Raw genomic sequence first — 17,974 nt, forward strand, 5'->3', positions numbered from 1 at the left:
TGAAACGGGGATGGGGACTCATCGCGACACTCGGTCTGCTGGCGGCCTTTCCGGTTGCCGGCAGCACGCTGTATCGCTGCGATTCCGGCGACGGCGTTCCGCAATACGTCAGCAAGCGCATCAGTGGCGCCAGTTGCCGGATCGTCAGCAGCGCACCGCCGGCGCCCCGGTCCAGCGGCGCGCGCGCCGCGCGTCCGGCGCCTGCACGGGTGGCGCCCAGCGCGGCACCGGCCAACGTCGACAGCGGTGCACCCGCCACCTTCATGGGCGGCACGTCGGCGGCGTCGCCGGCACCCGCGCCTGTGGCCGCATCCGCGAAGCCGGCAGTCACCAACGCCCCTGCGCCGGTGCGAGGCGGCAACCAGCGTCGCCTGCAGCAGGGCCAGGTCTATTCGTACGTGAAGGACGGCGTGCGCCACTACAGCAGCAGCCGACCGGCCGGCGGCGCCCAAGTGGCCGCGGTGCGCACGATCCGCTACAGCTTCTTCGAGACCTGCTATGCCTGCGGCGCGGCGCCGGGCGTGAACTTCGGCAGCGTGCGGCTCAACGAGAACGCCTACCGCGACGAAGTCGCGCGCGCGTCGCGCGAGTTCGGGGTCGAGGAGGCGATCGTCCGCGCGATCATGCATGCCGAGTCCGCGTTCAACCCCAATGCGCTCTCGCGCGCCGGTGCCCAGGGGCTGATGCAGCTGATGCCGGCCACCGCGGCGCGTTTCGGTGTGGTCAACGCGTTCGATCCCGAGCAGAACATCCGCGGCGGCGTCGAATACCTGGCGTGGCTGCTGAAGCGCTTCAACGGCGATCTGACCCTGGCAGCGGCCGGCTACAACGCCGGCGAAGGCGCGGTGCAGCGCCATGGCGGCGTGCCGCCGTATGCCGAGACCCAGCGCTACGTGGTCCGGGTGGGCACTCTGGCGGACCGCTATCGCGGGCAACTCGCCAGCCGCTGAGCCGCGGTCCGGTCGCGGGATCGGTAAATCGATTGTCGGTCGATTCAGCGTTCCGTTACACTCGGGCCTCTCTATATATGCGGCCATCCGTCCTGATCGGACGAAACGGTCCGTGGCAGCCAGTACGCAACAGCTACCGAAAGAGGGCGGGGTACCGGATGGTCGATGAAGCGGTGAGCGGACCTGGTGGGGATGGTCCAGTCAATGAGGGGCGGCGTCGGTTCCTGACCGCCAGTACCCTCGTCGTGGGAGCGGTAGGCGCGGGCGTGACCGCGATTCCGTTCATCAAGTCCTGGAATCCCAGCGCCCGGGCCAAGCTCGCCGGCGCGCCGGTGACCGTGGACATCAGCGCATTGCAGGAAGGACAGCGCCTGATCGCCGAATGGCGCGGGCAGCCGATCTGGATCGTCAAGCGCTCGAAGGCGATCCTCGAGGCGCTTCCGACGCTCGACGGCATGCTCAAGGATCCCGAATCCGGGAATCCCGACCAGCAGCCCGAGTACGTGCTGGAAGCCAACCCCGAGCTGCGCTCGATCAAGCCCGACATCTCGGTGCTGGTCGGTCTGTGCACGCATCTGGGCTGTTCGCCGGAAATGGTCGCCGAGATCCGCCCGGCGCCGTTCGACGCCAACTGGAAGGGCGGTTATTTCTGCCCCTGCCACAAGTCGAAGTTCGACATGGCCGGCCGCGTCTACGACGGCGTGCCCGCCCCGACGAACCTGCTGGTGCCGCCGCATTACTACGCCGACGACAACACGCTCGTCATCGGCGTCGATCCGCAGGGAGCCGCCTGATGGCCAACGTCCTCGTCCGCGGCGCCAACGGCGTCTTCAACTGGGTCACCGAGCGTGCACCGGCCTTGATGCCGATGTACCGCAAGCACATGACCGAGTACTACGCGCCGAAGAACTTCAACATCTGGTACATCTTCGGCGTGCTGTCACTGGTGGTGCTGGTCAACCAGATCCTGACCGGCATCTTCCTGACGATGCACTACAAGCCGAGCGCGACGGAAGCCTTCGCCTCGGTCGAATACATCATGCGCGACGTGGAGTGGGGCTGGCTGATCCGCTACATGCACTCCACCGGTGCGTCGCTGTTCTTCATCGTGGTCTACATCCACATGTTCCGCGGCCTGATGTACGGCAGCTACAAGAAGCCGCGCGAGCTGGTGTGGATCCTGGGCATGCTGATCTACCTGGTGCTGATGGCCGAAGCCTTCCTCGGCTACGTGCTGCCGTGGGGCCAGATGTCGTTCTGGGGCGCGAAGGTCATCATCTCGCTGTTCGGCGCGATCCCGGTCATCGGCAACGGACTGACCGAATGGATCATGGGCGATTACCTGCCTTCCGATGCCACGCTCAACCGCTTCTTCGCCCTGCACGTGATCGCGTTGCCGCTGGTGCTGCTGCTGCTGGTGGTGCTGCATCTGGGTGCGCTGCACGAGGTGGGGTCGAACAATCCCGACGGTGTCGAGATCAAGTACGGTCCGAAGGGCAACCGCTGGTCGCCGGCTGCGCCGACCGACGGTATCCCGTTCCACCCGTACTACACGGTCAAGGACGGGTTCTACGTCTGCTTCTTCCTGATCATCGCGGCTTTCATCATCTTCTTCGCGCCCGCGTTCGGCGGCTGGTTCCTCGAGCACGACAACTTCACCGAGGCCAACCGCCTGGTGACGCCCGAGCACATCAAGCCGGTCTGGTACTACACGCCGTACTACGCGATGTTGCGCGTGGTCCCGCACAAGCTCAGCGGCGTGCTGGTCATGTTCGGGGCGATCGCGATCCTGTTCCTGGTGCCATGGCTCGACCGCTGCAAGGTGCGCTCGCACCGCTACCGCGGTCCGATCACCAAGGTCATGCTCGCGATGCTGGTGGTGTGCTTCATCTGGCTGGGCAAGATCGGCGCCGGTCCCGGTACCGATCCGGTGGAGACGATCATCGGCCGCGTGCTGACGTTCCTCTACTTCGCGTTCTTCATCACGATGCCGGTCTGGACCAAGCTCGACCGGACCAAGGCAGTTCCGGAACGGGTGACGATGCATGACTGACCACGCCTTTACCCGCACGTTCTTCGCGCGCATCGCCACTGCCGTCGCGAGTCTGCTGCTGTCCTTCGGTGCGCTCGCCGCCGCCGGTGGACCGGTCGAACAGGCCGGCACCGATATCGGCGACCGGGCCTCGCTCCAGCGTGGCGCGCAGCTCTACATGAACTACTGCGCCGGCTGTCACTCGCTGAAGTTCATGCGCTACTCGCGGATGGCCGAGGACCTGGGCCTGACCGAGGACGAGGTGATGAACAACCTCAACCTCAGCGGCGCGGCCTACGGCGAGCACATCGTCTCGTCGATGACCGCCGAGCACGGCGCGCAGTGGTTCGGCCAGGCGCCGCCGGATCTCAGCCTGATCACCCGCGTGCGCGGCAGCGACTGGGTCTTCACCTACCTCAAGTCGTTCTACCTCGACGAAAGCCGCCCGCTGGGCTGGAACAACACCCTGTTCCCGAACGCGTCGATGCCCAACCCGCTGTGGGAGATGCAGGGTCTGCAGCGCCCCGTGCACGGCGAAGTCGACGACACCGGCGAGCCGGTCGTCGCGCATCTGGAACTGGGCACGCCCGGCAGCCAGGACGCGCGCCAGTTCGACCAGACCGTGCGCGACATCACCACGTTCCTCGAATACGTGGGCGAGCCGGCTGCGCTCAAGCGCCAGCAACTCGGTGTCTGGGTGCTGCTGTTCCTGACCCTGCTGACGTTCTTGGCGTGGTTGCTGAAGCAGGAATACTGGCGCGACGTCCATTGATCCAGCGCGCCTGCGGCCCGTGTCGCAGGCGTTCCAGCGGGCCGTCCGGCCATTGCCGTCCGGCTCAGGGAAATGCGAGACTCGAACGAACCGCGATAACCGTCTGCGAGTCGCAGTCGGCGTCACCGGGCTGGCGGACTCCAGCCTCCGGACAGGCCGGGCGACGGCCGTGGGGCATTCATGCGAAACGTGCTGACGCTGTTTTCTTCTGTCGATGATGTGCTGTGTCACCGTGCGCGCCTGGTGCTCGCCGCCAAGGGCGTGAACTACGACATGGTCCCGGTGGATGCGCAGAATCCGCCCGAGGATCTGATCGACCTCAATCCGTACCACTCGGTGCCGACCCTGGTCGAGCGTGAGCTGGTGCTCTACGCCGCGAGCGTGGTCAGCGAGTATCTCGACGAGCGCTACCCGCATCCGCCGCTGATGCCGGTCGATCCGCTGTCGCGCGCGCGTCTGCGGCTGGCGATGCTGCGCATCGAGCACGACTGGGTGCCGCAGGTCCAGGCCATCCAGATGGGCAACAAGGCCCAGGCCGAAAGCGGCCGCAAGCGCCTGAAGGAACTGGTGACCGCGGCGGTGCCGCTGTTCAAGGCCAGCAAGTTCTTCCTCAACGCGGAGATGAGTCTGGCCGACTGCGCGGTCGCGCCGATCGTCTGGCGCCTGCAGGCGCTCGACATCCCGCTGCCCAAGGATGGCGCCAAGGCGATCGAGGACTACGGCAACCGGATCTTCCGCAGTCCCGGCTTCGTCCGCAGCCTGACGCCGCAGGAGCGGCAGCTGCGCGCGCTGCCCGAGTAAATCGCGGCTTCGATCCGTTCAGCCGTGCCTGCCTGGGAGGCGGGACGACCGGCTAAACTGTCGCCCATGACGGACAGTACGCCCCCGATGACCAGCCACCGCCCGTACCTGTTGCGGGCGCTGTACGAATGGATCGCCGACAACGGCATGACGCCGCACATCCTCGTCGATGCGCGGCAGCCCGGTGTGCGCGTGCCCGCGCATGCGGTCAAGGACGGGCGCATCGTGCTCAACGTGGCCGATCGCGCCGTCGGCCGGCTGGAAATGGACAACGACAGCGTGCGTTTTTCGGCGCGCTTCGGTGGCGTCAGCCAGTCGGTGCTGGTGCCCGTCGGCGCGGTGCTCGCGATCTACGCCCGGGAGACCGGGCAGGGCATGGCACTGCCGGAGGAGATCGGCGGGTCCGGCGAAGTGCACGACGACGCGGAAGACAGCGCGCCGGCCCTCCACGCCGTCGAAGACGACGGAAGCGGTCCTTCCGACGGTCCGGTCGATCCGCCCGATGGCGACACGCCGCCGGAGCCGCGCCGCGGACATCTGCGCGTCGTGAAGTAACTGCCACCGCGGCCGCGCCTGGAACAGCGGATCGGACCGGCGCCGCGCGCCGCCCGCCCGGGTGCCCCGCGCGCGTCAGTGCGTCGAGTGGAGTGAGACGGGCTGCGGCCGGGTCGGCCCGCTGAACGCGACCAGGTGTTCGCCGCGCAGCACGAGCTGCCCGATGTGCCGTTGCATCCCGTCCTCGGAATATTCGAAGCGGAAACTGCGCTCGACACCGAGCCGCCCGTCGTCGCCGCGGCGCAGGCGCATCGAGTGCGCGTGCACGGCCTGGTCGAGCCACTGCACGCCTGCACGCTCGCAGGCTTCGCGCCCGAGCTGACCGGCACGCTCGGCAGCCGCACGCGCGCCGCTCCACCACAGGAACGCGGCGAATGCGGCCAGCATCGCGAAGATCATCGTCGGGAAATCGAGCATGCGTGCACTGTGGCGGCGGCCGGGACGGGATACAAGTCCGCCTGCGTCGGGACGCAGGTGCATCGCGTCTCTCGTGGAGATGGCGTGTCGCGTCGCGCACGACGCGCGGCGCGATCAGCCCGGCGGTGGGCCGAGCTTGAGCGACAGATCGATCGCGCGGACGTGCTTGGTCAGCGCGCCGATCGACACGCAGTCCACGCCGTCCCCGGCGATCGCGCGCAGTCCATCAAGGTCCACGCTGCCCGAGACCTCCAGCGGAATGCGTCCCGCATACGGTGCGGCCTTCGCGATCCGCACGGCTTCGCGGCGCGTGGCCGCGTCGAAGTCGTCGATCAGTACGCGCGTGCACCCCGCGTCCAGTGCGGCACGCAGCTCGTCGAGCGTCTCCACCTCGACCACCAGTGGCAGGTCCGGCGATTGCGCACGCGCGGCCGCGACCGCGGCCGCGATGCCGCCTGCCGCGCGCACGTGGTTTTCCTTGAGCATCACCGTGTCGTAGAGCCCGACGCGATGGTTGTGGCCGCCACCGACACGGACCGCGTATTTCTGCGCCAAGCGCAGTCCGGGCAGGGTCTTGCGGGTATCGAGGATGCGCGTAGCGGTGCCGGCCACCGCGGCGACGTGGCGCGCGGTGACGGTCGCGGTCGCGCTCAGCGTCTGCATGAAGTTGAGCGAGGTGCGCTCTGCGCTGACCAGCGCGCGGGCACGTCCTTTCAGGGTCGCGAGCACGGTGCCTGCGGCGACGTGGTCGCCCTCGGCCACGCGCCATTCGATGTGCACATCGGGATCGAGTGCGCGATGGCAGGCGTCGAACCAGGGACGGCCGCAGACCACGGCGTCTTCCTTGCAGAGCAGGTAGGCGACGTCGCCGTGATCTGGCAGCAGCGCCGCGGTGACGTCGCCGCTGCCGATGTCCTCGGCGAGCGCGGCCGTGACGTTGTCCGCGACCGCCGCGTGCGGAATGTCGAAGCGGTCGGGTCCGCTCATGCCTTCGGGAAGTCGGGAATCTGCGCGGTGCCGATCGCTTCCTCGACCAGCAGCACCGGGATGCCGTCGTCGACGCGATAGACGCGCTTGCGGTCGTGGGTGATCAGGGCCTCGCGCACCGGTCCGCCCTGCGCGGCGCCGTCTTCGCGTCGCGCAGCGCCCGCGGCGATGGCCGCATTGAGCGCGTCGAGTCCCGCCGCGTCGAGCAGTGCGAGCGGCTGGCGGCTGGCAGGGCAGACGAGGATGTCGAGCAGCTTGCGGTCCATGGGCGGTCTTGTGCGGGCGTGGGAACGGACCGGAAGGGTAGCATTCGGCCCCGCGCGGCCGCTGCACGCGCACGATGCGGCCGGGACGGATAAAATGCGTCTTTGTGGCCGGGGACCCCCAATGACCGCCAGTTCCGTACCGCCGAAGGTCGGCATCGTGATGGGATCGCGATCCGACTGGGACACGATGCAGCACGCCGCGCAGAAGCTCGAGCAGTTGGGCGTGGCCCATGAAGTCCGCGTGGTGTCCGCGCATCGCACGCCCGACGTGCTGTTCGACTACGCGTCCACCGCCCAGTCGCGCGGGCTGCGCGCGATCATCGCCGGCGCAGGTGGCGCGGCGCATCTGCCGGGCATGCTGGCGTCGAAGACCGCGGTGCCGGTGCTCGGCGTACCGGTGCAGTCCAAGGCGCTCAACGGCATGGATTCGCTGCTGTCGATCGTGCAGATGCCGGCCGGTATTCCGGTGGCGACGTTCGCGATCGGCAATGCCGGTGCCGCCAATGCGGCGTTGTTCGCCGCGGCGATGCTGGCGTCCAACGATGCGGCGGTCGCCGCGGCGCTGGCCGAGTTCCGTCAGCGCCAGACCGACGACGTCGCCGGCAACGACGATCCGCGTCGATGAGCGCGACCACGGTCGGCATCCTGGGCGGTGGCCAGCTCGCCCGCATGCTCGCGCTGTCGGGTGCGCCGCTGGGCCTGCGGTTCCTGGTGATGGACACCTCGGGCGATGCGTGCGCGGGCCAGTTCGCGCCGCTGCTGGTCGGTGACTACCGCGACGAAGCCGCGCTGGCCGAGTTCGCGTCGAAGGTCGACGTCGCGACGTTCGACTTCGAGAACGTGCCCGCCGAGAGCGCGCGCTGGCTGGCCGAGCGGGTGCCGGTGTTCCCCAATCCCGGCGCGCTGGCGCTGACCCAGGACCGGCTTGCCGAGAAGACGCTGTTCCGCGAACTCGACATCCCGGTGCCTGAGTTCGCCGACGTCGCCACGCGCGCGCAGCTCGACGATGCCGTCGTCCGCATCGGGACGCCCTGCATCCTCAAGACGCGGCGCCTCGGCTACGACGGCAAGGGCCAGTTCCGGATCAAGTCGCCGGCGGATGTCGAGGCGGCATGGACTGCACTCGGCGCGCAGGCCGATACGGTCGGACTGATCCTCGAAGGCTTCGTGGCGTTCCAGCGCGAACTCAGCGTGGTGGCCGTGCGCGGCCGCGACGGCGAGTTCCGCGCCTGGCCGCTGACCGAGAACTGGCATGTCGACGGCGTGCTGTCGGCGAGCCTCGCGCCTGCGCGCGTCGATGCATCCCTGCACGCGACCGCGCTGTCGCATGCGCGGGCGATCGCCGAGCGTCTGGGTTACGTGGGAGTGTTCGCGCTCGAACTGTTCTGCCGCGATGGCGAACTGCTCGCCAACGAACTCGCGCCGCGCGTGCACAACTCCGGACACTGGACGATCGAAGGCAGCGAGACCTCGCAGTTCCAGAACCATCTGCGCGCGGTGCTCGGCCTGCCGCTCGGCGATACCGCCGTGCGCGGCGTGGCCTGCATGCTCAACTGGATCGGCGAGATGCCCGATGCCGCGCCGGTGCTGTCGACGACCGGCGGCCACTGGCACGACTACGGCAAGCAGGCGCGCGACGGCCGCAAGGTCGGCCACGCGACGCTGCGCGCCGATGAAGCCGAGGCGCTCGCGCAGCGGCTGGCGGATGTCGGCGACGCGCTGGGCCGGCAGGCGCAGGTCGCGCCGGTCGTGGCGCGTCTGCGCGAGTGATGCGCGCGTAGCAGCGCGCTCGCGCGTGATCGGATCTCGCGTTGAAGCTTGATCGCGCGCGCGCCTACTGCGGCTGCGCGCCTGTCATCCTACGCCCGGCATCCTGCGCCGGTGTGCCTCAGGCCTGACGCGGATCGTCGCTGACGACCAGCGGCACGCCGCGGGTCGGGTGTTCGAGCACGAGCACCGGCTGCGCGTAGACGCGTTCGATCGTGGCCTGGGTCAGCACCTCGCGCGGGCTGCCGTCGGCGGCGATGCGGCCCTGGTGCAGCATCACGATCCGGTCGGCGTGGCCAGCGGCCAGATTCAGATCGTGCAGCACGACGATCACGCAGGCGCCGTCGTCGGCCAGGCCGCGGGCAATGCGCAGCACGGCTTCCTGGTGTTGCAGGTCGAGGGCGGCGGTGGGTTCGTCGAGGAAGACCACCAGCGTGGTCTGCGCGAGCACACGGGCGAACGCGGTGCGCGAGGCCTCGCCGCCGGACAGCGTCTGCACGTCGCGTCCCTCGAAATGCGTGACGTCCGCCGAGGCGAGCGCGGCGTCGACGATGCGGGCGTCGGCCGCGGGATCCGGCGCATGCGGCAGGCGGCCCATCGCGACGACCTCGCGCACGCTGAAGCCGAAGCGTACCGCGTGGTCCTGCGGCAGCACGCTGCGCTCGCGGGCGAGCGGCCGGGCCTTCCAGTCGCGCAGTTCGGCGCCCGACAGGCGCACGCGTCCCGCAGCCGGCACGAGATCGCCACTGGCGACCGCGAGCAGGGTGGATTTGCCGGCGCCGTTGGGGCCGACGAGTGCGGTCAGCGTGCCGCGTGCGAAGCGCAGATCGACGCTGTCGAGAATCGCGCGGCCATCGATGCGCACGCTCACGCCGTCGAGCGCGAGCACGTCCTGCGCGGCGACGGCGGCGTCGTGCCTCATGCGGCACCCTTGCGACGCAGCACCAGCCACAGGAAGAACGGCGCGCCGAGGGCGGCCGAGAACAGGCCGAGCGGAATTTCCGATGGCGGATCGAGACTGCGCGCCGCGGTGTCGGCGACGACGATCAGCAGGCCGCCGGCGACCGCCGACAGCGGCACCAGCCAGCGGTGGCCCGGGCCGGCCAGCAGGCGCACGAAATGCGGCACGACCAGACCGACGAACCCGACCACGCCGGCGAACGCGACCGCCGAGCCGACCAGCAGCGCGCAGACCGCGATCAGCATCAGGCGCGCGCGTTTGACGTCCAGACCGATGTGCTGCGCCTGGCGCTCGCCGAGCGCGAGCATGTCGAGTGGCGTCGCCAACGCGCGCAGTGCGACCGCGCCGAGTGCGAACGCGGGCAGGGCGGCCAGCATCGAGTTCCAGTTCGCCATCGCCAGCGAACCCATCTGCCAGAACACCAGCGACTGCAGATCGTCGGCATCGGCGATGTAGGTGAAGAACCCGATCGCTGCCGAACACGCTGCGGCGATCGCGATGCCGACCAGCAGCAGGGTCGCCGTGCCGGTGCCGCGATCGGGCCGGGCGAGCACGTAGATCAGCGTCGTGGTCGCGGCGCCGCCGAGGAAGGCCGCGACCGGAATCGTCCACGCACCGAATGCAGTGGCGCCGATCACGATCGCGCCGACCGCGCCGAGCGCCGCGCCATGGGTCACGCCGACGATGCCGGGATCGGCCAGCGGGTTGCCGAACAAACCCTGCAGGCCGGCGCCGGCCATCGCCAGCGACGCGCCGACGATCACCGCCAGCAGCGCACGCGGCACGCGCAGGTTCCAGACCACCGAGATGTCGCGCTGGCTCAAGCTTCCGGCATCGACCAGCCCGAGCTTGTGCGCGATCACGTGCACCACGTCGCCCGGCGGAATCCGCAGCGGGCCGATGCCGAACGACAGCACGATCACGACGACCAGCAGCGCCAGCAGGCCGACGAACAGCAGGCCGCCCGGCGGTCGCCGGACCAGGCCGGTGCGTCGTGCCGCGGCGCCGCTCATGCGCCGGGCGCGGCGTCGAGTTCGGCGGCCAGCGTGGACAGCGCCTGTGCCAGTGCCACCGCACCTGCGCCGCCGCCGATGCTGCTGACCTTGAGCTGGGTGTCGGGCATCACCCAGACACGATTGGCGAAGCCGGCGGGCGTCTGCTTCAGCGACGGGTACGCCTTCCAAAGCCCGGCTTCACCGCCGAACACGCGCAAGTCGTCCTCGCTGACGAGGATCACCTCGGGCTCGACGGCGACGATGCCCTCGTTGCTGAGCTGCGAATAGTTGGCCACCTTGGCCTCGTCGCCGACGTTGATGCCGCCGGCGAGGCGGATCAGTCCCGCGGCTGCGGTATCGGCGCCGCCGACGGTGGGCGAGCCGCCGCCACCGGTGGCGGAAATGTGGATCACGCGCGGCTTCCGCGTATGGGTGCCGGCGATGCGCGCGGCCTCGTCGAGCTGCTGCTGCACCTGCGCGGCGAGCTGCTCGCCTTCGTCGGCGTGGCCGAACACGGTGGCGAGCTTGCGCACCTTGTCGGGAATCGGCTGCAACTCGTCGACGATCACGAGCGTCTGCCCGGCATCGCGCAGCGGCTGCGCGAGCTTGCCGTGGCGGCGCAGGCTGTTGCCGACGAACAGCGTGCCGTCGAGGCTGAGGATGCCTTCGACGCCGGTGGTGCGGTTGAACAGGAAGTGGTGCTGCGCGGCGCGGCCGGTGCCGGTGACGGCGTTGGTCGGTGCGGCGAAGACTTGGTCGGACAGACCCAGCGCGTCCATGACCATCACGATGTCGTCGTTGCCGACGATCGTGCGACTGGTGTCGGTGATGGTGACTTCGACGTCGTCGTCGGAGCGCACCGTGACCGGAAGATCCTGCTGCGAACGCGCGACGCGCGGAATGTCGGTGCCGGCGATGCGCAACCAGCCGTCGGGCAGGGCATCCGGCGTGGCGCGCGCCCCGGTCGTCGATGCGGCCTCGGGCGGCTTGGACGACGGTGCGCAGGCGACCAGCGCACTGGCGAGGACGAGGATCAGCGGGGCGCGGAGGCGGCGTTCGGACATCTGCAATATCTCGGGACAAAAGACGACGGCCGGACCGAAGTCCGGCCGCCGCGTGGCGCATTTTACAGGGGTTTCTCAGTCGGCCTTCGGCGTGATCCGGCGGATCTGGTCGCCGTCGACATCCTCGGCGCCGCGCGACTTGTTGATCGCGTAGACCGTGCCGTCGCCGGTCGGCAACACGTGGTTGGGGAACGTGCCGCCGTCGAGGTTGGCGACGATGGTGCCGTCCGCGTCCACGGCGGTGATCGTGCCGGCGCCGCGGCTCGCGACATAGGCGAGCCTGGTGTGCGGATCGAATGCCACGTAGACCGCGCCCGCGCCCACGTAGACGTCGTGCAGCACTTCGCCGGTGTCGGCGTTGGCGATCACCAGGTTGTCGCTGCCCTGCGCTGCGACGTAGAGGCGACGGCCCACGGGATCGATCGCGACGCCGATGCCGCCGTTGATGGTCGGGAAGCGGAACATCCTGTCGACCTTGCCGGTGGCGCCGTCGAGCACCACCACTTCGCCGGTCGACAGGCCCACCGAGTAGAGCTTGCCGCCGACCGGGTCGACGGTCAGCGCCATCGGTCCGAATTCCTCGCCGCGCACCTCCGACGGCACGGTCAGGTCCTGCACCAGCTCGAGCGTCGTCGCGTCGAAGGCCACGAACTTGCCGCCGCCGAAGCCGCTGGCCCAGACGCGGTTGTCCTTGGTGTCCACGACCACGTCGCGGCCGTGCGGCAGCACACCCGCGTCGAACTGCTTGACCAGCGACAGGTCGGACTGGCGGTACACGGCCACGGAATCGTCACGGGTATTGGTCACCCAGACGTTGCCATTGGCATCGTCGACGGCGACCCCGTAGACCGCGTAGACACGACCGTCGGTCTGGCCCTCGACCTGCGCCGGCGTGACGCGTGCGGTGATCTCCAGCGTCTGCGGATCGAGCTTGAGCAGTTCCGACCGGGTGACCGGCGGACGTCCCACCGCGGCGGTGACGAACAGCGCGTTCGACGCCTGGCTGTGCGCGACCTGGTACAGGCCCTGCACCAGCTTGTTGGTGACCACGTCGTAGCGCTCCGCACCCGACAGCGGCACGTCCTTGGAGACCTTCACTTCGACCACGGCGGCGGCATCCGGATTGGCGACGCGGACCACGACCGGGTGGCGGCCGACGGCGGCATCGGCGGGAATCTGCACCGAGCCGGCGACCTTGCCTTCGGCATCGGCGGTCCACGGGCTGGCATTGAGCACGGTCTCGCCGCGCAACAGCGTCACCGCCTGGCCCGGCGTGAAGCCCTGGCCGGTCATCTCGACGGTGTCGCCGGCCTTGATCACGGGGCTGGCGGCGCGCACGGCGCCCTTGAAATCGGGGTCCGGCTGGCCGAAGCCCTGCGCGCCTGCAGCACCGACGGCGGCGCACAGGGCGATGGACAGGGCGGCGATGCGCAGACGACGCGAGGACAGCTTTTGCATGAGGCACTCCTGGAACATGGATTTGACCGGCATTCCGTATCGCCGGAGGGAAGCAGCGTGTAGAGCGGGCAGTACGGCGCCCGGGATCGCGAGGATCTTCATCGCGGCGCCCGCCGGGAGGCGGCCGTCCCGGCTGCAGGCAGCAACGCCAGCGCGGGAACGTCCGTGCGCGACGCGAGTTGACGTGCCAAGGCGTCGGCCGGCGCATCGCGACCCGCCGGCACGCAGATGTGCACGCATCCGGCCCAGGTCAGCGCCTGCAGGGCCTGGTTGAGCAGGCCGGGCGCAGCGTCGTAGGGCGCGCGCGTACGCAGGCCCGCAAACGACCGGGGTCCCTGCGCCAGCGCCTCCAGCGCCGGGGCGAACAGGTCGCGCGCGCCGGTCACCGGGCCGATGCGTGTGTCGAAGCGCAGATCGCCGCCGAGCGCCGATGGCGCGCCGGGCAGGGCGGCGAACACCAGCGCATCGAGCGCGTCGAGATGCGCGGCGTCGTCGAGGCGCTGTGCGCCGCGCTGGAACAGGTCCCGGCGCAGGCTCTGGTTGCGGGCGAGATCGCGTGCGGTCTCGGCCAGGGGCCCGGGTGGCAACCTGCGCAACCGCGCCTGCAGCGCAGCAGGAATCGACAGCGCATCGATGTTCTCGATCGGTGTCGCGCTGCCGATAAACCCGCAGCCCACACCGGCGAACGCGCGGATCACATCGGCGACGTGCTGCGGTTGCCAGTGCGCGCCGAGGAATTCGTGGGCGATGTAGCCGGCCGGCTCGCGTTCCATTGCGTCGAGCTGGCGCGCCGCGCCCGGATGTTCGGCGAAGAAGCCGGCGCCGCCGTCGGCGAACTCGCGCAGCAGCGACAGCGCGGTGGCACTGCGCGCGGCCACGTCGCCTTCCAGGTGCCGTGCGGCTTCGCGCAGCAGACGTTGGGCGCCCTGTAGCTGCGAGGCGCCGGGATGGCTCATGTAGCCGAGTTCGAGCAGGCCACCGGGCGCGAGACGTCGCTCGACAGTTTCGAGGATCGCGTCACGGACCGCATCCGACACCCAGGCCCACAGACCGTGCGAGACGATGAAATCGAAGGCATCGCCGTGCTGCGTTGCGTAGTCGCGCAGGTCGGCAAGGACGAATTCGAGATTGGCCAGGCCCGCGCGTTCGGCGATGCCGCGTGCGCGGGCGATCTGGGCCGCGTCGGCATCGACGGCGGTGAGCCGGCCCGAGGGATTGCAGGCCGCGGCGACCAGCGCGGTGAGACCCGCGCCGCTGCCGAGCTCGCACCAGCGGTAGGGCCGTGCGAGGTCGGGCGCGCGGAAACCGAGCGCGGTTGCGGTGGCGTGCAGCCACGCGGGCATCTGTTCGCGATGGAAATGCATCGGGTACGCGGCATCGGCATCCGCCACGTCGCCGTCGATGTCCATCGCGACTGCGGTCACCGGTTCGGATCCACGCCGTCGGCGCGGCTCGGCGTGTCGCTGTGGTCGGCGATGCCGGCGACCGCGTGCAGCGCCCACATCAGCGATGCGCGGAACATCGGGCCGTGGGTCAGGGCGGGGAACTCGCGGTAGGTGACCTGCAGACCATCGACATCCGACAGCCGCCGCGCCAGCTTTTCCGCCGAATCCGGCGGCGCGGCAGCGATGCGGCGCAGGTGTACCTGCACACGCGGATCGTCGAGATCACGGTGCGCGACCTGGCGTTCGCCTTCCCCCAGGCCGATCAGCACACGCGCCGGACGGCCGGCGTTGTTGTCCACGAAGCGCTGCTCGGGCTCGCCCAGCAGGGCGCCGTCGCCCCACCACAGCGACGGGCTGCCGGCTGCGTAGGTGTCGAACGCACCGGTGCGGGTGTAGAGCGCATGCAGCGCGAACAGACCCGCCAGCGAGTGGCCCCACAAGGTCTGCTGCGTCGGATCGGTCGCGACCCGGCGTTCGACTTCGGGCCGGATCTGCCGTTCGATGACCTCCAGCAACGCATCCGCGCCGCCACCGCCGGTGATCGTGCCGCCACTGCGGACCGGGCGTTCACCGGCGAACGGCGTGTAGTCGCGCGTCCGCGCTTCGGAATCGATGCGCAGATCATTGGCGTAGCCGACGAACACCAGCGCCTGCGGCACCGGTTGCGCGGCGAGTTCGGCCAGCAGCGCCTCGTCGAATTCGATCAGTGCGGCATTGCCGTCGAGCATCCAGAACGCCGGCCAGCCGCCTTCGGGCGCCGCGCCTTTCGGCGCCGCGACGTGCACGCGCCAGGTCCGCTGTCCGTCGGCGCTGTGGACCTCGAACCGGTTGAAGGCGTAGTGCGCCGACGGTTGGCTGGCGACGGTCTCGCCGATCGACCGGGTGGGATCGCGCTGCTGCGCGGACGCGGTCTGCGGCATGGCCTGCAGCGCGAACAGCAGGCCCGCGGCCGCTGCAAGCGTGGCCAGGCGCAGCGGGCGAGGAGCGGAGGGGCGGCGGAGCATCATGTAGGGCATCGCGTGGGGCGGGGGTCCGATCTTCGTGCGACGGGCCGGATGCGTCCAGATCGTCGCGGAATGGAGGCCGGACCGCGGACGGTCCGACGGGGTGCGCACGGCATCAGAAGCCGAGGCGCACGCTGACGTAATAGGAACGGCCCGGCTCGTTGTAGGTCGCCGCGCCGGCGTACTGGCTGTTGGACTCGCGGAACAGGCGCTTGTCGAGCAGGTTGTTCACGCCGCCGCCCAGGCTCACCGTCGGCGTGATGCGGTAGCGCGCGCCGATGCCCCAGATGCTGTACGGCTCGCGCACCTGGCGCACCGACGCACAGTCGGCGCCGGCCTCGTCGCAGCGGTCGTCGTTGTTGATGTCGCGCGTCGCCGGCGCCTGGCGGCCGTAGAACGTGCCGGTCAGCAGCAGCGACAGCGCGTCGGTGGCCTGCCAGTCGAGCGAGGTGTTGACGGTGTACTCGGGAATCACCGACAGCGGCTGGCGGGTCACCGTGTTCTCGTTCTCGATCATGTAGGTGACGTTGTTGTTCCACTTCAGCACGTTGCCACCCGTGCCGAGCAGCGGAACATTGAAGTTGCCTTCCAGGCCCGAGACCACCGCTTCGGGCGCGTTCTCCCACCTGAAGATGCGGGCCGGCCCGGCCACGGGTGTGCCGGGCGTCAGTCCGACCGGGGTGACGCCGGCGACCACCTTGTCGCGGTAGTCGTTGTGGAAATAGGTCAGCGACGCGTGGTGGCCGGAGACCGGCGCCCACTCGATGCCGATCTCCTTGTTGAGGCTGGTCTCGGCGTCGAGATCGGCGTTGCCGAGGATGTAGCAACCCGAACCGAGGCTCGGGAAGTTGTCCGGGCAGCCGAACCCCATCGTGTAGTAGAGGTAATTCGGGTTCGACTGGTAGAGGTTGGGCGCCTTGAACGCGCGCGCCACGCCGCCCTTGAGCTTGAGGTCGTCGCCCAGCGCGAACTGCACGTTGAGACTGGGGCTGGCGTTGTTGCCGAACTGGCTGTGGTGGTCGAAGCGCACGCCCGGCGTCACGATCCAGCGCTCGCCGGCGTAGATGTTGTCTTCGACGAACACGGCCGATGTCCGGGAATCGGCCTTGCCGCCGCCGCGGTCGGGATCGAGGCCCGGGATGCCGCCGCCGTTGTTGCCGGACTGCGACACCGAATAGGGATCCTCAAGCTCGCTGTCGCGATGTTCGAAACCGACGGTCCAGACGTGCTCGGTCGCGCCGAGGGTCGTCGGCAGGTTCACTTCGCCGTCGATCGCGTAGTTGCGCAGGCGCGAGGTCGACGACGCGGTCGCGCTGCCGATCGTGCCTTCCGGACCACCGGCCAGGCCTTCGTTGAGGCGGGTGTTGTTCGTCCCTTCGAACGCGAGCGTGACACGCGAGGACGCATCGCCCCAGCGGCCGCGGTGCGTCACCGCGCCGCTGTTGCGGTACATGCGGTTGGTCTCGGCGCCCTGTTCGGCGAGTTCGGTCGTCAGCGGTGTGCCGTCGAGGCTGACCGCGCGGTCGCCGGCGTAGATGTTGCCCTGGCGGCTGGTGCCGGCCTCGAACTCGACCACGTGCGCGTCGTCGAGGTCCCAGCGCAGCAGCGCGTTGACATCCCGATTCCGCACGCCCTCGCGGCCCGCGGGCGGGGTGACGCCCGCATCGGTCAGGAAATCGCCGTTGAGGTCGAGCGAATCGGCCTCGGTCTTGTTGAGGTTGCCGTAGAGGCGGAACGACAGCGCATCGGTCAGCGGACCGCTCAGGGTCACGCCGGCGCGCTGGCTGCCGCCTTCCTCGCCGTGCTGCGGCACCTGGCCGAACAGGCTCAGCGACCCGGTGAGGTCACCGGTCGGTCGCTTGGTGATGATGTTGACCACGCCGCCCGAGGCGCCTGAGCCGTAGCGCGCGGCTGCGGGACCGCGCAGCACTTCGATGCGCTCGACCGCTTCGGCCGGCACCCAGTTGGTGTCGCCGCGCGTGTTGCGCTCGCCGCTGCGGCCCATGCGGATCGAATCGCGCGAGCCGACCGGCTTGCCGTCGACGAGGATTAGCGTGTTTTCAGGCCCCATGCCGCGCAGGTCGATCTGGCGGTTGTTGCCGTACTGGCCGGACGCGCTGTTTCCGGTGAGGTTCACGCCCGGCATGGTGCGGATCAGTTCGGACAGATCGTTGGCCGGCGGGCGGCGTTCGATGTCCTCCACCGTGATGACCGAGGTGCCCAGCGCCTGGCGGGCGATGGCTTCGGCAGTGACGCGCACCGTGTCGAGATCCACCGCCGTGCGGTCGGCATCCGGGGCCGGGCTTTGCGCGAAGGCGGGGCCCCAGATCAACAGGGCGATCGAGGCGGACAGCGTGGTGCGGTACACGGGGGCGGACGACATGCAGGAACTCCGGCGCGGGTCACTCGCCATGGCGGCGGCAGGCGGTAGATGGGGAAGGGCGTCGCGGGACGACGTCCGCCCATAGTAAATTGAATGCGAATTGTTCTCAATCACATC

At 69.6% G+C, this 17,974-nt stretch carries 18 protein-coding genes; 8 read left to right on the plus strand and 10 right to left on the minus strand.

Annotated elements, in window-relative coordinates; all coding sequences use genetic code 11:
• Positions 1–20: 20 nt before the first annotated feature.
• From CURTO8I2_RS02400 to CURTO8I2_RS02425, 6 genes are all read left to right on the plus strand, one after another.
• Positions 21–950 (plus strand): lytic transglycosylase domain-containing protein, encoded by a 930-nt coding sequence (locus CURTO8I2_RS02400; protein WP_236551110.1) that lies wholly within the window; start codon positions 21–23, stop codon positions 948–950.
• 173 nt (positions 951–1,123) lie between these two features.
• Positions 1,124–1,744 (plus strand): ubiquinol-cytochrome c reductase iron-sulfur subunit, encoded by a 621-nt coding sequence (gene petA / locus CURTO8I2_RS02405; protein WP_159678361.1) that lies wholly within the window; start codon positions 1,124–1,126, stop codon positions 1,742–1,744.
• A complete protein-coding gene (locus tag CURTO8I2_RS02410) occupies positions 1,744–3,003 on the plus strand; it encodes a cytochrome bc complex cytochrome b subunit (RefSeq protein WP_159678363.1) in 1,260 nt (419 codons plus the stop codon). Before petA ends, CURTO8I2_RS02410 begins: the two co-directional genes overlap by 1 nt.
• A complete protein-coding gene (locus tag CURTO8I2_RS02415; protein ID WP_159678364.1) occupies positions 2,996–3,754 on the plus strand; it encodes a cytochrome c1 in 759 nt (252 codons plus the stop codon). Before CURTO8I2_RS02410 ends, CURTO8I2_RS02415 begins: the two co-directional genes overlap by 8 nt.
• Positions 3,755–3,934: 180 nt before the next feature.
• Positions 3,935–4,555 carry a glutathione S-transferase N-terminal domain-containing protein gene (locus CURTO8I2_RS02420; protein ID WP_159678366.1) on the plus strand — a complete coding sequence of 207 codons (621 nt, stop codon included), beginning with the start codon at positions 3,935–3,937 and terminating at the stop codon, positions 4,553–4,555.
• Positions 4,556–4,621: 66 nt separating this feature from the next.
• Positions 4,622–5,110: a ClpXP protease specificity-enhancing factor gene (locus CURTO8I2_RS02425; RefSeq protein WP_159678368.1), complete on the plus strand. Its 489-nt coding sequence runs from the start codon at positions 4,622–4,624 to the stop codon at positions 5,108–5,110.
• Positions 5,111–5,185: 75 nt separating this feature from the next.
• On the opposite strand, the gene CURTO8I2_RS02430 is transcribed toward CURTO8I2_RS02425, so the two are convergent.
• The 3 genes from CURTO8I2_RS02430 to CURTO8I2_RS02440 all read right to left on the minus strand — a co-directional run bounded on the left by CURTO8I2_RS02430 (position 5,186) and on the right by CURTO8I2_RS02440 (position 6,780).
• Entirely contained in the window at positions 5,186–5,527 is a 342-nt protein-coding gene (locus CURTO8I2_RS02430; protein WP_159681518.1) for a DUF3301 domain-containing protein, read from the minus strand.
• A 114-nt stretch (positions 5,528–5,641) separates the two neighbouring features.
• On the minus strand, positions 5,642–6,514 hold the full coding sequence (gene nadC / locus CURTO8I2_RS02435) for a carboxylating nicotinate-nucleotide diphosphorylase (RefSeq protein ID WP_159678370.1): 873 nt from the start codon (positions 6,512–6,514) through the stop codon (positions 5,642–5,644).
• On the minus strand, positions 6,511–6,780 hold the full coding sequence (locus CURTO8I2_RS02440) for a Trm112 family protein (protein WP_159678372.1): 270 nt from the start codon (positions 6,778–6,780) through the stop codon (positions 6,511–6,513). Before CURTO8I2_RS02440 ends, nadC begins: the two co-directional genes overlap by 4 nt.
• Positions 6,781–6,901: 121 nt before the next feature.
• Between CURTO8I2_RS02440 and purE the strand changes: the two genes are divergently transcribed.
• Both purE and CURTO8I2_RS02450 read left to right on the plus strand, forming a co-directional pair.
• Positions 6,902–7,405: a 5-(carboxyamino)imidazole ribonucleotide mutase gene (gene purE / locus CURTO8I2_RS02445; protein WP_159678374.1), complete on the plus strand. Its 504-nt coding sequence runs from the start codon at positions 6,902–6,904 to the stop codon at positions 7,403–7,405.
• Complete coding sequence (locus tag CURTO8I2_RS02450; RefSeq protein WP_159678376.1) at positions 7,402–8,550, plus strand: 5-(carboxyamino)imidazole ribonucleotide synthase; 1,149 nt, start codon at positions 7,402–7,404, stop codon at positions 8,548–8,550. Before purE ends, CURTO8I2_RS02450 begins: the two co-directional genes overlap by 4 nt.
• A gap of 118 nt (positions 8,551–8,668) precedes the next feature.
• Here CURTO8I2_RS02450 and CURTO8I2_RS02455 read toward each other — a convergent pair whose 3' ends face one another.
• The 7 genes from CURTO8I2_RS02455 to CURTO8I2_RS02485 form a co-directional block, all read right to left on the minus strand.
• Positions 8,669–9,469 (minus strand): heme ABC transporter ATP-binding protein, encoded by an 801-nt coding sequence (locus CURTO8I2_RS02455; protein ID WP_159678378.1) that lies wholly within the window; start codon positions 9,467–9,469, stop codon positions 8,669–8,671.
• Entirely contained in the window at positions 9,466–10,521 is a 1,056-nt protein-coding gene (locus CURTO8I2_RS02460; protein ID WP_159678380.1) for an iron ABC transporter permease, read from the minus strand. Before CURTO8I2_RS02460 ends, CURTO8I2_RS02455 begins: the two co-directional genes overlap by 4 nt.
• Complete coding sequence (locus CURTO8I2_RS02465; RefSeq protein WP_159678382.1) at positions 10,518–11,567, minus strand: ABC transporter substrate-binding protein; 1,050 nt, start codon at positions 11,565–11,567, stop codon at positions 10,518–10,520. The genes CURTO8I2_RS02460 and CURTO8I2_RS02465 overlap by 4 nt, the downstream gene beginning before the upstream one ends.
• A 75-nt stretch (positions 11,568–11,642) precedes the next feature.
• Positions 11,643–13,025: a YncE family protein gene (locus tag CURTO8I2_RS02470; RefSeq protein WP_159678384.1), complete on the minus strand. Its 1,383-nt coding sequence runs from the start codon at positions 13,023–13,025 to the stop codon at positions 11,643–11,645.
• Between the two features lie 98 nt (positions 13,026–13,123).
• Positions 13,124–14,449, minus strand: coding sequence for a class I SAM-dependent methyltransferase (locus tag CURTO8I2_RS02475; RefSeq protein ID WP_159678386.1), 1,326 nt, complete (start codon positions 14,447–14,449; stop codon positions 13,124–13,126).
• A complete protein-coding gene (locus CURTO8I2_RS02480) occupies positions 14,446–15,477 on the minus strand; it encodes an alpha/beta hydrolase-fold protein (protein ID WP_236550982.1) in 1,032 nt (343 codons plus the stop codon). The genes CURTO8I2_RS02475 and CURTO8I2_RS02480 overlap by 4 nt, the downstream gene beginning before the upstream one ends.
• A gap of 112 nt (positions 15,478–15,589) precedes the next feature.
• On the minus strand, positions 15,590–17,857 hold the full coding sequence (locus tag CURTO8I2_RS02485; protein WP_159678388.1) for a TonB-dependent siderophore receptor: 2,268 nt from the start codon (positions 17,855–17,857) through the stop codon (positions 15,590–15,592).
• Between the last annotated feature and the right edge of the window lie 117 nt (positions 17,858–17,974).

This window comes from Luteimonas sp. 9C (assembly GCF_902506295.1).
In the GTDB taxonomy this organism is placed as follows: domain Bacteria; phylum Pseudomonadota; class Gammaproteobacteria; order Xanthomonadales; family Xanthomonadaceae; genus Luteimonas.

What these genes read in the sequence shown, in the direction of transcription:
- CURTO8I2_RS02415 (WP_159678364.1), top strand. Translation starts at nt 2,996, where the DNA reads ATGACTGACCACGCCTTTACCCGCACGTTCTTCGCGCGCATCGCCACT.
- CURTO8I2_RS02470 (WP_159678384.1), bottom strand. Translation starts at nt 13,025, where the DNA reads ATGCAAAAGCTGTCCTCGCGTCGTCTGCGCATCGCCGCCCTGTCCATC.
- nadC (WP_159678370.1), bottom strand. Translation starts at nt 6,514, where the DNA reads ATGAGCGGACCCGACCGCTTCGACATTCCGCACGCGGCGGTCGCGGAC.
- purE (WP_159678374.1), top strand. Translation starts at nt 6,902, where the DNA reads ATGACCGCCAGTTCCGTACCGCCGAAGGTCGGCATCGTGATGGGATCG.
- CURTO8I2_RS02455 (WP_159678378.1), bottom strand. Translation starts at nt 9,469, where the DNA reads ATGAGGCACGACGCCGCCGTCGCCGCGCAGGACGTGCTCGCGCTCGAC.
- CURTO8I2_RS02430 (WP_159681518.1), bottom strand. Translation starts at nt 5,527, where the DNA reads ATGCTCGATTTCCCGACGATGATCTTCGCGATGCTGGCCGCATTCGCC.
- CURTO8I2_RS02465 (WP_159678382.1), bottom strand. Translation starts at nt 11,567, where the DNA reads ATGTCCGAACGCCGCCTCCGCGCCCCGCTGATCCTCGTCCTCGCCAGT.
- CURTO8I2_RS02420 (WP_159678366.1), top strand. Translation starts at nt 3,935, where the DNA reads ATGCGAAACGTGCTGACGCTGTTTTCTTCTGTCGATGATGTGCTGTGT.
- CURTO8I2_RS02480 (WP_236550982.1), bottom strand. Translation starts at nt 15,477, where the DNA reads ATGATGCTCCGCCGCCCCTCCGCTCCTCGCCCGCTGCGCCTGGCCACG.
- CURTO8I2_RS02450 (WP_159678376.1), top strand. Translation starts at nt 7,402, where the DNA reads ATGAGCGCGACCACGGTCGGCATCCTGGGCGGTGGCCAGCTCGCCCGC.
- CURTO8I2_RS02460 (WP_159678380.1), bottom strand. Translation starts at nt 10,521, where the DNA reads ATGAGCGGCGCCGCGGCACGACGCACCGGCCTGGTCCGGCGACCGCCG.
- CURTO8I2_RS02485 (WP_159678388.1), bottom strand. Translation starts at nt 17,857, where the DNA reads ATGTCGTCCGCCCCCGTGTACCGCACCACGCTGTCCGCCTCGATCGCC.
- CURTO8I2_RS02425 (WP_159678368.1), top strand. Translation starts at nt 4,622, where the DNA reads ATGACGGACAGTACGCCCCCGATGACCAGCCACCGCCCGTACCTGTTG.
- CURTO8I2_RS02410 (WP_159678363.1), top strand. Translation starts at nt 1,744, where the DNA reads ATGGCCAACGTCCTCGTCCGCGGCGCCAACGGCGTCTTCAACTGGGTC.
- CURTO8I2_RS02440 (WP_159678372.1), bottom strand. Translation starts at nt 6,780, where the DNA reads ATGGACCGCAAGCTGCTCGACATCCTCGTCTGCCCTGCCAGCCGCCAG.